Consider the following 13,925-nt stretch of genomic DNA (forward strand, 5'->3'; position numbering starts at 1 on the left):
GCGCCACCGGGACGGGCGAGCTTCGGTACCGACCGACGTCACGCTCACCTACTTCAGGTGAGTGTCGACGTCGATCACGGAGCGCTCGCGGGGGTCGAGGAGCATGCCCTCGACGTCGGTGCGCAGGATCTGCGCCTCGGCGGCGGACCTGATGGCCTGGTCCGCCTTGGGGTCCTTCAGACGGGCGATGTTGTGCACGCAGTCGCTGCGCTGTTGTAGTCGCTCGCCAATGAGGCGACCGCGTCGCCGGTGTCGAGAAATGTCAGCCGGAGAAGACGAGAGCGTCGTACCCGCCGGCGAGGAGGTCGGCCTCCGTGTGTACTCGCGTACGTCCTGCTTCACGGTGAACCCGGCCTTCCCCAGCTGCTGTTGGAGGACGGTGGCGGCCTCGGGCAGTTCCGCGCGGATGGCGCAGGTGGCCAGACGCAGAGCCCTGCCCTTCGTCCTGGACCTGGCGGGACTTGTCGTCCAGCAGCTTCGCCTGGGCGGTCGGGATCCACTCGGCGATGTCGACGCCGCGTAGGGCGTCGGCGCGGGCGGTGCCGTCGCCGGTCCAGGTGACGTGCATGCCGGACGCCTTGGCCCTGCCGCCCCAGTAGCCGTTGTAACAGTCGAGCGCGGCCTTGGACTTGCCGGTGAGCTTCGTGATCCTGAAGGGACCGTTCCGGTGCCGACCGGGCCGGCGGTGAGTTCCACCCGCCGGTCGACCTGCGCGACGAGGGGAACGTGGCACTGCTACCGACCCGCCAAGCCGTCCGGTCGGTGCCCTCGGTGGCCGTCCTGACCTCCCACATCGTCTGTGCGACGACTGCTGCCTGAACCGAGACAGAGGCGGCCCTGGCCACCCGGGCGGACGCGGTGGACCTGATGGCCCAGCGCGGGCTGCCGGACGGGGAGAGGGCCATGGCGCTCACCTTGGTGCCGTTGAACTCCGCCCTCCTCGCGAGCGGTTGACGACGCTGGACAGGGTGAGTGCGGTGACCGTGTCCCGTACGCCGGGCATCTGGGCGATGTCCTCCCAGATGCCCCGTACGCGTTCCAGCGAGGCCGCCTCCAGTCGCACCATGATGTCGAAGTCGCCGCTGAGGATCTCGCAGATGACGACCTCGGGGATGCGTTTGAGCGCGGCCAGGACATCGCCGCCGCGCATGCGGTCCTGGCGGTGGACGAGGACCAGCGCCGAGACGACATTGCCGGTGTCGTCGCCGGCTCGGACGATGGTGTAGCCGGCGATGTGGCCCTGGCGCTCCAGCCGTTCGATGCGCTGGCGCACCGCGTTGCGGGACAGCAGCACCTTGCCGGCCAGCTCCGAGTGCGAGATGCGACCGTTGCGGGTCAGCTCGGCGATGATCTTCTCGTCGGTGGCGTCCACGGTCGACCGTCTCCTTCATAAAGTCGGTGGAGATGGCAGCCCCACGGCACGCGGATCACGGGTGCCGTGGGCTCCTAATCAGGCACAGGATGTGCCCGGTCCGCGATCAGAGGCAGCGCAACACCTGTGCCGAGCTCCTGGACGCCGGGCGTGGCTGTGCACGTTCATGTGTACGCCGACAAGGGGTCAGCCCGATGGGGAAGAACCGAGGCTCCCCACCGGGCTGCCGTGGCTGCATCACACCGGAGACGTTGCCCAGCTTCTGCAGGATCCTCTTGCCCGCGCCGCTCGTGGCCGTGCCGAACGGATCGTCACCCCGGCCGCGCTGCCCGGCCAGGACGCGGGCGAGCTCTGCGCTCGGGTCCGGCTCGCTCAGGTGTGGAAGCCGGGCATGGACAGGTACTTGAGCTGCTGGTACTCGTGGAGGCCTTCGGGCCCGCCTTCGCGGCCCAGGCCGGACTGCTTGATCCCGCCGAAGGGCGCCGCGACGTCGGAGACCAGGCCGCGGTTGATACCGACCATTCCGGCCTGCAGACGGGCGGCGACCCGGCGGGCGCGATCGATGTGGGAGGTCATCAGGTACGACGCGAGGCCGTGCTCGGTGTTGTTGGCCGCCGCTATGGCCTCGGCCTCGGTGGAGAACCGGTGGATGGCGGCGACGGGTCCGAAGACTTCCTCGTGCATGATCGCGGCGTCGGCGGGGACGTGGTCCAGCACGGTCGGGGCGGCGTAGCAGCCCGGCCCGTCAGGGATGTCCGCCTCGGCGATGACAACGGCACCACGGGCCACGGCGTCCTCGACGAGGCGGCGGACCTTGTCCACCGCCCGGCGGTCGGCCAGTGGACCAAGCCCGGTGTCCTCCCGGTCCGGGGGGCCCACTCGGACAGCGGCCATCCCTTCGGCCATCGCCGCGGCGAACGCGTCGGCGATTCCCTCCTGGACCAGGAACCGGTTGGCGCCCACACAGGACTGGCCGCCCAGCCGCATCTTCGCGATCATCGCTTCGCGAACCGCGAGGTCGAGGTCGGCGTCGTCGAAGACCAGGAACGGCGCGTTGCCGCCCAGCTCCATCGAGGTGCGCAGCACCCGCGCACCGCTCTGCTGAAGCAGCAGCCTGCCGACCGGGGTGGAACCGGTGAATGACAGCTTGCGCAGCCGGGGGTCCGCCAGCAGCGCGGTGGTGACCCCTGCCGCGTCGCTGCTGGTGATCACGGCCAGGACGCCTTCAGGCGCGCCGGCCTCACGCGCCAGCTCGCCCAGCACAAGGGACGACAACGGGGTGAGCGCGGCCGGTTTGAGCACGGCGGTGCAGCCTGCGGCCAGGGCGGCGGCGACCTTGCGGGCGGCCATGGCCAGCGGCACGTTCCACGGAGTGATCAACAGGCAGGGCCCGACCGGTTCGGCGACGGTGACGATGTGACTCCTGCCGTCAGGGGAGGGAGTGCTGCGCGCGTGCGGGCGGACCGCCTCCTCGGCGTACCAGCGGAAATATGCTGCGGCGTAGTCGACCTCGCCCCGGGCTTCTGTGATCGTCTTGCCGATCTCCAGGGTGATGATCCGGGCCAGACGCTCACGGTGCTCGGTCAGGGCGTCGGTGAGCCGGTGCAGGAGGGTCGCGCGGTCCCGCGGGCTGGTGAGGGCCCACTGGTCGGCGGCCGCGGCCGCCGCGTCCAGTGCACTCAACGCGTCCTGTGTGCCGCAGTCGGCGGCGGTGGCTATGACTTCTTCGGTAGCGGGGTTGCGCACCTCGAAGGTGCGGCCCCCGGTGGCGAGTTGCCAGTCGTGGGCGAGGAAGCCGCTGGGGACGGACTCCAGGACTGACGACTGCCATGAAGGAGCGGTGAGCGTGTCCGTCATGCGCGGGACCCTTTCGCTGATGGCCGGGTGGTGTGCCACGGGAGAACTGGGTGTCGGGTGGTCAGATGGCGTCGCCTCCGGCGGCGACACCGACGGTTTTTTCGACGGTGAGCAGGGAGCCTTGGCGTCCGGTGCCGAGCGGGGTCGGGAGCTTGACCAGCGTCTTGTTCTCGCCGATCCGCTTCGTTCGAGGCTGCCCGGCCGCTGGCGGGTGAGCCTGACGTACTTGAGCCGGCCGGCCATCGGGGTCGTCGGCAGCGATGCCTTGGAAGGCGACGGCCCTGGCCTGAGCAAAAGCTGGGCCGGGCATGTTGCCGGTTCCGTTGCCGTAGGTGTGTGCCGCTGCTAGAGCACTCTTTCGAGGAATGCCTGGGTTCGTTTCTCGCGTGGGTTGGCCAGTAGTTCGCGGGCGTCGCCGCGTTCCACCGCGATGCCGTCGTCCATGAACAGCACTTCGTCGGCGACCTCGCGGGCGAAGCCCATCTCGTGGGTGACGACCAGCATGGTCATGCCGTTGCCGGCGAGGTCGCGCATGACTGCGAGTACTTCGCCCACACGCTCCGGGTCCAGGGCACTGGTGGGTTCGTCGAACAGCATGATGGTGGGTTCCATCGCGAGGGCGCGGGCGATGGCCACGCGTTGCTGCTGGCCGCCGGAGAGCTGGGCGGGGTACTTGTGGCCGCACCCGTCGAGGCCGACGCTGGCCAGCAGTTCTCGCGCCCGCTTGCGGCTGGCTGCGCGGTCCTTCTTCTTCACCAGTACCGGTCCCGACATGACGTTGCTTTCGGCGGTCATGTTCGGGAACAGGTTGAACTGCTGGAACACCATGCCGATGCGGGCGCGCTGCTCGGCCAGCCGCTTGGGGCGGATGGCGTGGTAGGCGTCGTCCTTCTCGACGTAGCCGAAGTCCTCTCCGTTGACCTTCAGGACGCCGCGGTCGGCGGTCTCCAGCCCGTTGATACAGCGCAGCAGTGTCGATTTGCCGGATCCGCTGGGCCCGATGATGCAGGAGATCTCTCCGGCCGCGACGGTCAGGTCGATGTCACGCAGGACCTGGTGACGTCCGAAGCTCTTGCACAGCTTGCGTGCGACGATCGTTCCGTCGGCGTTCACAGCAGGGACTCCCTCGTGGTGGGGACTGGCTGGCCGGCCCCGGGCTCGATCGCGGTGGCGGCCGGGGTCAGCCGTGCCCGGGTCGAGCGGGAGAAACGGCGCTCGATCATGGACTGCGGCACGCTCAGCACCAGCGTCATGATCAGGTACCAGAGGCTGGCCACGATCAGCAGTGGGATGGTCTGGTAGGTGCGGGCGTAGATCGCCTGTGCGCTCTGCAGCAGGTCGGCGACGCCGAGCACGCTCACCAGCGAGGTCTCCTTGAGCATGCCGATCACCTGGTTGCCGGTGGCCGGGATGACCGCCGGCATGGTCTGCGGGATGATCACGTGCCGGAGTTTGGTGAACCCCGACATACCCAAGGACTCCGCGGCCTCGTGCTGTCCGCGGCTGACCGAGGCGAATCCGCCGCGGATGATCTCGGACATGTACGCGGCCTGGTTCAGCGTCAGGCCCACGATGGCCGCGGTCATGGGGGTCATGATCGCGTTCACGTTCACCGGCGTGGAGATGTCGGTGAACGGGATGCCGACCGAGAGGTGCGGGTAGAGCGCCGCGATGTTGAACCAGAAGATCAACTGCACGAGCACCGGGGTGCCGCGAAAGAAGGTGATGTAGAGCTGGGCGAGCCCGGAGATCGGGCGCTGGTGTGACATGCGCATCACGGCCAGCAGCAGCCCGAGCAAGGTGGCCAGCGCCATGCTGACCACGGTGAGGAGGAGCGTGACCAGCAGGCCATTGAGGATCGTTTGAGTGGTGAGGTAGCTGAACACCACCGGCCAGCGATAGTTCTCGTTCGTCACCGCGGTCCACACCAGACCGGTGACGATGACGATGGCGACGGCCCAGGCGACGTAGTCACGCGGACGTTTCGGCGTGATCCGCTTCTTGTCTTCGGCCAGCAGTGGTGACACCGGTCGGCTCCTGGTCTTCGTATCGATCATTTCCGTCGACATGTCAGTCCTGCGGGACGGCCATGGCCGCGGTCTTGATCCCGAGGCCCTTGAAACCCCAGCGGCCCAGCGCCTGGGCGTACTGGGGGCTGTCGATGATGGACTGGATGGCGGCCTTCACCGCGGGGGTCAGCGCAGAGTTCTTCTTCAGCGCGACGGTCACGGTCTTGGTCGCCACCAGGGGCTTCAGTACCTCGAACGTCTTGGGCTGCTGCGTGGCCGCCCACTGCAGCCCGGTGAAGTCGTACATCACCGCGTCGATCCGCTTGGACACCAGCTGGGTCAGCGCGTCGTTCACGTTGGGCAGGGTCACCGCCTTGATGGCCGGCTTGCCCTTGCCCGTACAGTCCTGCTTGGACAGCAGGGGCAGCCACTGCAGCTCCGCGGTGCTGCCGGACTGGACAGCGACACGGTGCCCGCACAGCGTGTGGGTGCTCAGGTTCTGCGGATTTCCGTAGGGGACGGACACTCCGGTGCCGGCCTTGAAGTAGTCGACCATGTCGAGCACCTGCAGCCGCTCTTTGGTGGCACCCATCGTGGAGGCGGTGAAGTCGTACCGGTCGGCCTGCAGGCCGGTGATGATGGTGTCGAACTTGATGTTGTTGATCTGCAGCTTCAGGCCGAGCTTGGCCGCGATCAGCCGGGAGAAGTCCGGGTTGAACCCGATCGCGGTCTTGTTGTCCGACGCCATGAACGTGGTGGGCGGGCTGGTCAGGTCCATGGCCACCGATATCGTGCCCTTGGCCTTCACCGCCGCGGGCAGCAGCTTCACCGCCGCCGCGTCCGGCTTCACACCGACCGAGATGTCATCGGTGTGCTCACCCGACGAACCCGAACCCCCGCCCTGCGCCGTGCCCTTCGACCCCACGCTCTGCGCGGTGCCACCCGCCCCGCACGCGGTGAGCGCGAGAGCCAAGGCAGTCGTGACGATCGGAACGCTCAAATATCTGTTGACTCGCATGGTTGTGCTCCTTATCGAGAGGGAAAGCGCGCTGACGGATATTCGGGGACACGTGGGACCGACTGTGCGGGGGCTTTGCCTCGCAGGTGCCGGAGGCGGGATCGTGCAGGGCGGCGGACCGAAGTCCCCGACGCCGTTGTTATCGGGGGACGCGACTGGAAGGTCAGGTGAGCGGCTGGGGAAGCTGGAGCCGTCGCAGGCGGTGACCAGCAGGGTGGCGACGGTCCTCAGCACGACGCGTCGCGGTGGCGTCCATGGCCGGGGCGGCGAGGATGCGGTCCTCGGCACGGACGCAGTGTGGGTGGTGCAGTTCGAGTGCGGCGATCGGGGCATCCGCTCGACTCGTGGTCGTTCGGTCATGCCACAATTGGCGGTCGCCGGGGGTGGAGGGCGGGACGGAGAACAGGCCGTTCAGTCCAATGCTGGTGGTGATGCCCAGCAGGGTGTTCAGAAAGCGGTGTACCCGCCGTCGACGGTCAGGACTGATCCGGTCACGTACGACGACTGCGATGATGCGAAGAAAAGCACGGCGTCGGCGATCTCTTCGGGGGTGGCGAGGCGTTGGAGCGGGATCGAGCTCTCGCGCTCGCGTCGATAGGCCTCGGGGTCGGGCCTGCGCTGGAACGCCGCTTCGATGATCGGTGTGGCGGTCAGACCCGGAGCGACGACGTTGACACGGATGTTGCGCGGGGCCCATTCGATCGCCGCTCCCTTGGCCAGCATGATGAGGCCACCCTTGGCAGCGGAATACAAGACCTGCCCTGCCATGCCGACCATGCCCAGCCGTGAACTGACGCAGACGAACGCTCCCCCTGTCTCGGGCATCAGCGGCGCGAAGTGCTTCATCACCAGGAACGCACTGAGAAGGTTGCTCTCGAGCACGTTCTTCGCGTCGTCGCAGGCCATCTCGGTGAGCGGACTGACAGCCTGCAAACCGTGGTTGAGGACAACGACGTCGACGGTGCCGAAGGACTCCGCGGCCTGCTTGGCCAGGCTCTCGACGAACGCCTCGTCGTTGAGGTCTCCGGGAATGTACAGGTCGTCGGGCTCAGCGCTGTTGAGCCGCTCCTTGCGGCCGGTGAGCAACAGCCGCGCGCCCTCGCGGCGGAAGTGGGAACTCACCGCCTGTCCGATGCCACTGCTGGCGCCTGTCACCAGAGCCGTGACGTTGTTGAGTCTCATGTCAGGCATTCCTTTACTGCGGGGGAGGTCGGTCGGCGGGCTCGGCCACGAGGTCTTGTCCTGGGTCCGGTCAGTTGAGGAATCCGCGGGCGTCGACCGGCCAGCGCTGCAGCGACGTGCCCGTGCTGTCGGTGACGATCAGTTCCTCGAAGCCGAGGACGACCGGGCACACGTGGTTCGGCACGACCGGTACGACGGTGCCGACGCTGGGGCGGAACTCGCCGTCCGGCAGCGGGAGGAACCCGTGGTACTCGTTGACCTTGGATAGCACCGCCTTCGTGCCGGCGATGCCGCCGTAGCCGATCTCGGGGCTGCCTTCGCGGCTGAGGGCCTTGTTGCCCACATCGACGATGACCTGGTCCGGGACCCAGTCGCTGACCACGGTGCCGGCGACGAACAGCGCGATCTGGTCCTCCGTGCAGGAGCCCAGCCGGGCGTTGTTCAGATCGCCGAAGACGTATTCGCCGGGACGGATCTCGGTGATCACGCCGCTCGTGGAGAACTCGAGGGTAGGGGTGGAGCCGGCGCTGACCACCTCTGCGGTGACCCCGACACCTTCGAGGCTGCGTACCGCGGTGGTGAGTGCGGCTTCCTGGTCCTGCGCGGCGCGCTTGCGAGCGTCCCGGCCGGCGCCGCCGTGACCGGGATAGGTGAAGACGCCCGCCGGCATCAGGCCGCGCTTGCGGGCGGCGAGCGCGAGATCGCCCGCGACCTCGGGCGGTGCCCCGGAACGACGGGCGCCGCAGTCGACCTCGATCACGACCTGCAGCCGGTCCGGTTCGTCTCCCATCGCGTCGGCGAGGGCCTCGATCGCCGCGACGTTGTCGACGCCGACCCGCAGCCGGGCGGACTCGGCGAGCCTGCGGATCCGGGGCTTCTTCGATCCCGCGGCCCAGATCGGGTAGGCGAGGAAGATGTCGTCGAACCCGGCCGCGGCGAAGACCTCGGCCTCACCGACGTTTCCCGCGGTGATCCCGACCGCCCCGGCCTCGATCTGGCGTCGCCCGATCTCCACGCACTTGTGCGTCTTGACGTGTGGCCTGACCTTGAGGTTGCGCTGGTCGGCGAAACTCTGAATGCGGTTGATGTTGCCCTGCATGACGTCGACCAGCACGATCGGCGCGGGGGTGTCGATCCGCTCGACCAGAGCGTCGAGTGCTCGTTGCAGCCGGTTCACACTGCTCTCCTTGTGGTTCTGCCTGGAATGAACGAGGGGCGCGGGTGCTGACTCCCCCTGGATGCCGAACGCGTGCGGCCGTGGTATTGCGCGCACTTGGGTATGCCGCCGTCGCGCCCGCCCTACACAGCTGTACAGACCATCTGGAGCTCGACCGGACTGTTGAGCGGAAGCCCGGCGACACCGATCGCGGTGCGGGCGTGCCGTCCGTTCTCGCCCAGTACCTCGATGAGCAGTTCACTGGCCGCGTTGGCGACGTTCGACTGCTGACCGAAGTCCGGCGTGCTGGCCACGAAGACCAGCATCTGCACGATCCGCACCCGGTCCAGATCGCCCACCGCCTGCACAGCGGCGGCGAGCGCGTTGAGCGCGGCGTGACGCACGAGCTCCTGGGCGGTCTCCAGCTCGACATCCCGGCCGACAACGCCCTGGCCCAGCAGCCAACCGTCCTTATAAGGCAGTTGGCCCGAAATGTAGATGCTGGAGCCCTCCTTCCGGTGGTGCACGTAGTACGGATTGTCACGGAGCTCGGGGAGGGCCAGACCCAGGGCCTGGAGCCGATCGGAAGCCGAGTCGGTGTTCGCCGCCGAAGCCATGGACCGGCTCATCGAGCCACCTCCTCGGACGGAGCAGGGCTCGCGCCAACGCGGTTGGTCACGAGAACCTGCATCGCATGAATCCTGATCATCTGCACTCGGCTCTCCTCGCGAGTAACAGCGGCGACATAACGCCGTATGGTGGCTTAAAACCGCCACTCTATTGTCGTTTGTCGACCATATGGCTGCCCGTCGAGGACTGTCAATACGAAACTTCAACCTCGAATGCGGCCTCGGAACGCCACGTGCGGCTGGACCCGACGCCGCGGGAAGCGGCGACCCGGCTCACCGCTCTCATCCGGTTCGGCGTGGACGCGCATATGCAGCACGCCGGTCCGCATCACGATCGCTCGGCGGCGGGATTCTCGAGCGGTTGACACGGATGGTCGACCTCACGCCCGACGAGATGCCCATGCCACAAGCGCGGCTTGACCTGCTGCGCGGCTGCTCCGGCAAGGCCTACGGCGACTGGCTGCAAGCCCATGGTGATGAGTTCGACGACGGCATCGAGGGGTGGCCCTGGACCCGTTCCACGGCAGGAAGAACGCCGTCGGCGTCTGGGGCTGCGTGATGTCCGGATCAATCTTGCCGATCCGGATCCGACTGGAAGGCGGATCCGGCAGAACGGCGGCCGTGGCGGGGAGCCAACTCACCAACGAACAGCCGAAGTTGATCGCGCCCTTCCTGCCGATCGGCGAGTACTGCCCCTACCCTGAGCGGCTGCTGCCCGAACGTCTGCGGGTGCTTGCGGGTCTGGACGAACGCCCATCCCTTCACCGCGCCGCTGGAAGGCCTGATCGCCGAAGTCACCCGCCGTGGACACCACGAATTATCCCTGGACAGGTGGGCTCCACGACCTTCCCTGCTCACCACGACGCGGCGAGGTGATCGTCGGTAAGGGCGTTATGGAGGCTCTTGAGGAAGCTGCCGCGAGCAGGAACAAGCCAGGCAAAGAGGGGTGACGAGGCAGAAGCTCGTTGAGCGGTGCAAGGAAGTTCTGTATTCCGCCGAGGGAGGTGACGCGTCCTCAGCGCGGTGGCCGACGATGGGCCGGTTAGCGCGAGATGGGAGCGGGCCACTTCGTGGCCTCGCCTGGCTGCACATGGCGGACGGTTGCCTCCAGTGCTCGGGCCGGCCTGGCCGACCGCATACCGGCGCTTCGCCGAGGAGCCGTAGACAGGGGCGTCCACCCCGCTGGAATGAGGTTGCCTTCGCCGCACGGGAGAAGGCGGTCCGGTGGGCGCGCAAGTGGAAGATTGAATCGACGGAGAGGCCCGTGCGCGACGCGGTCACCAGCCAGCGCTGCGCGGAGCGGTTCCTGCACTCGTGCGGCCCGCGCGGATGGAGCCGGAGATCCACGCCTGCCGACGACACTCAGCTGCTGAGGGTTTCCGGGGGAAGGCCACGGCCGAGCACGATCTCGAACCCCGGCGTGCCCTTGACCGCAGCCGTGCCCGCGGTCGCACACCTCGATCATCGAGCGCACCGGAGTCGCCGCCGACTGTGCCGCGGGAGAAGCCGCGCGCATGACACAAGGCCCGCGCGACCCGCTGTCTCCTGGAAGAACGGACCCGCCCGTGCAGCTTCCCCGCCAGCCGTGAACACCCCGTTACGTCCTATCCGTCCCACCGTGCAGGCGGCCGGCAACCCTCACTCAAGATCCACTACAAGAATACGCTGACACTGCGGGCTTGATCCTTGACTTCTCGGCATCGGTCTACAACGTCACCGTGGCGAGCGGGCTTGGACACTTCACGCAGGCGGCATGGCCTCATACATGCCGGGGCTTGCCTTCCCCTGGATCTCCCGTGTGGGCTCGCAGCCCCATGGGGAAATGGGCAGCCAGTTCCTGGCGGAACGCGTCGGTGTCGCCTTCCAGGGCGACCGCCGCCAACCTCTCGTGCTCGACGACCAATTGATGCGGGTTGTCGCTGTAGGTGCGGTGATCGACGCTGAGGTGGAGGCGCAGCTTGGTCTCCCAGCCGTTCCAAAGACTCTGCAGGACGCCGTGCTCCGACAGGTCGTAGAAGAGCCGGTGGAAGCGAAGGTGCGCGTCGATGCTGGCCGGGATGTCGTCCTTCTCCATCGCCTGGCGGAGATCCTCGACGGTTTGCAGCAATTGCGGCCGCTCAGGACCGCGCAGTGCTTCGGCCGAGAGCTCGGCGGCGTACGGTTCGACACGTAGCCGGACCGAGTCGATCTCGGCGACCTCTCGAGCGCTCACCTCTACGACGAATGCCCCGCGGTAGGGGATCTTTACGACGAGTCCTTCCTCCTCCAGCTTGGTCAGCGCCTCGCGGAGCGGGGACCGGCTGATCCCGAGATCTTTGGCGATGTGCGCCTCGCGCAGCTGTCCACCAGGAGGTACGGTCCCATCGAGGATGGCGGCACGCAGTGTGCGGTAGACGCCGTCCGGCGTCGTCGTCCGCTGCTCCTGCCACTCGAACTTGTGGTCCACCCCGTGGCCCTCCCTTGCTCATTGTCGACCACTTGGTCGTTTGTCGACTATACCTCCGCTGGTTTTGCATTTACACGTCAAGTTGGCTATCTGCGCACGGACCTCCCTGGGTTCACAGCCGTGCCCCTGCCGGCTCGGGGTCGCGGTGAACGGTTGGTGTCTTGGGTGGTGCCCTTTGGTTGTCGTCAGGTCGATGCCAGTCCGGCGGCGCGGGTGCTTGGGGACGGACCTGCAGCAGGATGCAGCCGGCCATGCAGGCGCCGCACTGGGGGCGGAACCGGGCCAGGCGGTCTGCTGTGGACGTGTCCGGCAGAGCCGACGTGGTTGACCGGGCCGCGGTTCGGTGACCTGCCCGGTCTGCGCGGCGATGAGAGAGGGAAGCGCGGCGGTCCGTGGCTCGGCGGTGCAAAGGATGTGCGACGCAGCGCCTCGGCGCCTCCGGACGCCGCCTGTTCGGCCTTCTTCATCCGGTCCGACCAGGTCTCACGTGAGACTCCGAGCACCTGGTCGATCGCTGATGTTTCCGATCCTCGCCGCCTGCTCGACAGCGCCTATTCGAAGGCGCGCAGCCGGGGCTTGCAGACGCCCATCTCCTCAGCGGTGATCACGACCTCGAACGGGGCCTGGAGGCTCTCCATGAGGGGTTTTGCATGGGCTCGTCGGAGTTCGTCACGATCACCAGCGAGTCTCCTCGGGCCTCATGGCGCCGACGAGAGGAGCGCCGAGGAGCAGAGGCAGGGAGCTGTCCGAGGGAGCGCCGGCCGGCCATGAAGTTGGTTGACAGTCGATACCCGCCTGGTCGACAATCGACCTCAGATGGTCGACAATCGACCAGAGCGCCTCAGGCTGCTCCGCTGAAGAACTAGGAGGACTCGTGGGATTCGATGTCAAGCCCAAGTTCGTGACGTTCGACATGAACGGAACGCTGATCAAGTTCAGTATCAATGACGCGATCCGTGAGGTCCTGGGCGACCGGCTGCCGGCCGAGATCGCCGATGATTACCTGCAGATCTGCAAGGCGTACCGGATCGACGAGTGCACGGGCGCGTACCAGCCGTTCCATCAGGTCGTCGCGCGTTCCATGGAACGCGCCTCACGCAAGGTCGGTCTGGAGTACCGCGAGGGCGAGGCGCGGGCGGTGTACGAGCGCATCCCCACCTGGGGCCCGTACCCCGGTGTCACCGAGGCCTTGAACCGCCTGGCCGAGGCGGTCCCGCTGGTCATCATCACGAACAGCGACACCGCGCACGCCGTGCGTCTCGCGGAGAACCTCAAGGCCCCGTTCGAGGTCGTCATCAGCGCCGAGGAGATGGGCGCCTACAAGCCGCGGCTCCGCGCATTCGAGTATACGTTCGACAAGCTCGGTGTGACACCCGCCGAGCTCGTGCACGTCTCCGCAAGCCCGATGTATGACCTGCGCTCCGCGGCCAACCTGGGCATCAAGAACAAGGTGTACATGGACCGCGGCTTCGAGCACGACGAGCACTGGCTCGGCTACGAGCGGATCACCGACATCGCCGACCTTCCGGTCCTCTTCGGGCTGCCGCGCCCCTGACGACCGAGCGGAGAACTGAGAATGTGATCCGCAGCAAGGCGGTAGCGGCATGAGTCTGCCCCTGCCTCGAATCGTCGAGGGCGACTCGGCTTCAGAAAGGCTCCGACCCCTCGGACTGAAGCTACCCGTCCTCGCCGGCAACGCGTACTTCGGGCACCACCGGACGGTGGGCTCCAGCATCCACATCTCGGGCCAACTTCCTTTCAAAGAGGGCGAGCTGCTGGGTCAGGGCACTGTCGGCCGGGATGTCGAGCTGGAGACCGCCCAGGAGCTCGTGCGTCACGCCGCGCTCAACGCGCTCGCCGCCGCTGTGCAGGCGGTGGGCGATCTGGACCGGGTGCGGATCGTGCAGATGCTGGTCTTCGTGGCCAGCACGCCGGACTTCGGTCAGCAGTCGAACGTCGCCAACGCGGCCAGTGAACTGCTCATCGAGGTACTGGGCGAGAACGGACGGCACGCCCGCACCGCGATCGGTGTCGCCGGGCTTCCGCTCAACAGTCCGGTCGAGCTCCAGATGATCTGCACCGCTGTGTAGCGGCGAAACAATCATGAGCAGCATGGTCGGCAAGCCCGAGGAAGTCCTGTGCTGCGCCGCGAAGGGCGGCCTCATCACGCTCGCGGCGATCGAATGGGCTCCCCGGAACATCCGGGTCCACGTCGTCGCCCCGGGCATCACCGCGACTCCGCTCATCTAAGCCTCC

Annotated in this window: 17 protein-coding genes; 6 read left to right on the top strand and 11 right to left on the bottom strand. The window is 67.4% G+C overall.

Annotation, left to right across the window (positions count from 1 at the left end; genetic code table 11):
• Positions 1 to 48 precede the first annotated feature (48 nt).
• From OHA64_RS38130 to OHA64_RS38145, 4 genes are all read right to left on the bottom strand, one after another.
• On the bottom strand, positions 49 to 198 hold the full coding sequence (locus OHA64_RS38130) for a hypothetical protein (RefSeq protein ID WP_405621185.1): 150 nt from the start codon (positions 196 to 198) through the stop codon (positions 49 to 51).
• Between the two features lie 64 nt (positions 199 to 262).
• Positions 263 to 568 (bottom strand): hypothetical protein, encoded by a 306-nt coding sequence (locus tag OHA64_RS38135; protein ID WP_405621187.1) that lies wholly within the window; start codon positions 566 to 568, stop codon positions 263 to 265.
• A gap of 342 nt (positions 569 to 910) precedes the next feature.
• Positions 911 to 1,372 (bottom strand): Lrp/AsnC family transcriptional regulator, encoded by a 462-nt coding sequence (locus OHA64_RS38140; RefSeq protein ID WP_405621189.1) that lies wholly within the window; start codon positions 1,370 to 1,372, stop codon positions 911 to 913.
• A 372-nt stretch (positions 1,373 to 1,744) separates the two neighbouring features.
• Positions 1,745 to 3,229, bottom strand: coding sequence for an NAD-dependent succinate-semialdehyde dehydrogenase (locus OHA64_RS38145; protein WP_405621191.1), 1,485 nt, complete (start codon positions 3,227 to 3,229; stop codon positions 1,745 to 1,747).
• On the opposite strand from OHA64_RS38145, the gene OHA64_RS38150 reads away from it, so the two are divergent.
• Positions 3,219 to 3,578, top strand: a complete 360-nt coding sequence (locus tag OHA64_RS38150; protein WP_405621193.1) for a hypothetical protein — start codon at positions 3,219 to 3,221, stop codon at positions 3,576 to 3,578. The two genes, OHA64_RS38145 and OHA64_RS38150, sit on opposite strands and share 11 nt — an antisense overlap.
• On the opposite strand, the gene OHA64_RS38155 is transcribed toward OHA64_RS38150, so the two are convergent.
• From OHA64_RS38155 to OHA64_RS38180, 6 genes are all read right to left on the bottom strand, one after another.
• Positions 3,575 to 4,342 carry an amino acid ABC transporter ATP-binding protein gene (locus OHA64_RS38155; protein WP_405621195.1) on the bottom strand — a complete coding sequence of 256 codons (768 nt, stop codon included), beginning with the start codon at positions 4,340 to 4,342 and terminating at the stop codon, positions 3,575 to 3,577. The genes OHA64_RS38150 and OHA64_RS38155 overlap by 4 nt on opposite strands.
• Positions 4,339 to 5,256, bottom strand: a complete 918-nt coding sequence (locus tag OHA64_RS38160) for an amino acid ABC transporter permease (protein WP_405621197.1) — start codon at positions 5,254 to 5,256, stop codon at positions 4,339 to 4,341. Before OHA64_RS38160 ends, OHA64_RS38155 begins: the two co-directional genes overlap by 4 nt.
• A 43-nt stretch (positions 5,257 to 5,299) precedes the next feature.
• The gene (locus tag OHA64_RS38165; protein WP_405621199.1) at positions 5,300 to 6,256 is read right to left on the bottom strand and encodes an ABC transporter substrate-binding protein; all 957 of its coding nucleotides are present in this window, start codon (positions 6,254 to 6,256) and stop codon (positions 5,300 to 5,302) included.
• Positions 6,257 to 6,703: 447 nt separating this feature from the next.
• Complete coding sequence (locus OHA64_RS38170; RefSeq protein ID WP_405621201.1) at positions 6,704 to 7,411, bottom strand: SDR family NAD(P)-dependent oxidoreductase; 708 nt, start codon at positions 7,409 to 7,411, stop codon at positions 6,704 to 6,706.
• Between the two features lie 97 nt (positions 7,412 to 7,508).
• Complete coding sequence (locus OHA64_RS38175) at positions 7,509 to 8,615, bottom strand: alanine racemase (protein WP_405621203.1); 1,107 nt, start codon at positions 8,613 to 8,615, stop codon at positions 7,509 to 7,511.
• Positions 8,616 to 8,737: 122 nt separating this feature from the next.
• Positions 8,738 to 9,223, bottom strand: a complete 486-nt coding sequence (locus tag OHA64_RS38180; protein WP_405621205.1) for a RidA family protein — start codon at positions 9,221 to 9,223, stop codon at positions 8,738 to 8,740.
• A 65-nt stretch (positions 9,224 to 9,288) separates the two neighbouring features.
• Here OHA64_RS38180 and OHA64_RS38185 point away from each other — a divergent pair, with 65 nt between their 5' ends.
• Both OHA64_RS38185 and OHA64_RS38190 read left to right on the top strand, forming a co-directional pair.
• On the top strand, positions 9,289 to 9,588 hold the full coding sequence (locus OHA64_RS38185; protein ID WP_405621207.1) for a hypothetical protein: 300 nt from the start codon (positions 9,289 to 9,291) through the stop codon (positions 9,586 to 9,588).
• Positions 9,589 to 9,593: 5 nt separating this feature from the next.
• Entirely contained in the window at positions 9,594 to 9,782 is a 189-nt protein-coding gene (locus OHA64_RS38190) for a hypothetical protein (RefSeq protein WP_405621209.1), read from the top strand.
• A 1,200-nt stretch (positions 9,783 to 10,982) separates the two neighbouring features.
• Here the strand turns inward: OHA64_RS38190 and OHA64_RS38195 are convergent.
• Positions 10,983 to 11,669 carry a GntR family transcriptional regulator gene (locus OHA64_RS38195; RefSeq protein ID WP_405621210.1) on the bottom strand — a complete coding sequence of 229 codons (687 nt, stop codon included), beginning with the start codon at positions 11,667 to 11,669 and terminating at the stop codon, positions 10,983 to 10,985.
• An 874-nt stretch (positions 11,670 to 12,543) separates the two neighbouring features.
• On the opposite strand from OHA64_RS38195, the gene OHA64_RS38200 reads away from it, so the two are divergent.
• From OHA64_RS38200 to OHA64_RS38210, 3 genes are read left to right on the top strand one after another with little or no spacing between them, the layout of a single operon-like run.
• The gene (locus OHA64_RS38200) at positions 12,544 to 13,224 is read left to right on the top strand and encodes a haloacid dehalogenase type II (RefSeq protein ID WP_405621212.1); all 681 of its coding nucleotides are present in this window, start codon (positions 12,544 to 12,546) and stop codon (positions 13,222 to 13,224) included.
• Between the two features lie 49 nt (positions 13,225 to 13,273).
• Positions 13,274 to 13,759, top strand: coding sequence for a RidA family protein (locus OHA64_RS38205; protein WP_405621214.1), 486 nt, complete (start codon positions 13,274 to 13,276; stop codon positions 13,757 to 13,759).
• Positions 13,760 to 13,772: 13 nt separating this feature from the next.
• A complete protein-coding gene (locus tag OHA64_RS38210) occupies positions 13,773 to 13,919 on the top strand; it encodes an SDR family oxidoreductase (protein WP_405621216.1) in 147 nt (48 codons plus the stop codon).
• Positions 13,920 to 13,925 lie beyond the last annotated feature (6 nt).

It is taken from the genome of Streptomyces sp. NBC_00076 (genome assembly GCF_045041235.1).
In the GTDB taxonomy this organism is placed as follows: Bacteria; Actinomycetota; Actinomycetes; order Streptomycetales; family Streptomycetaceae; genus Streptomyces.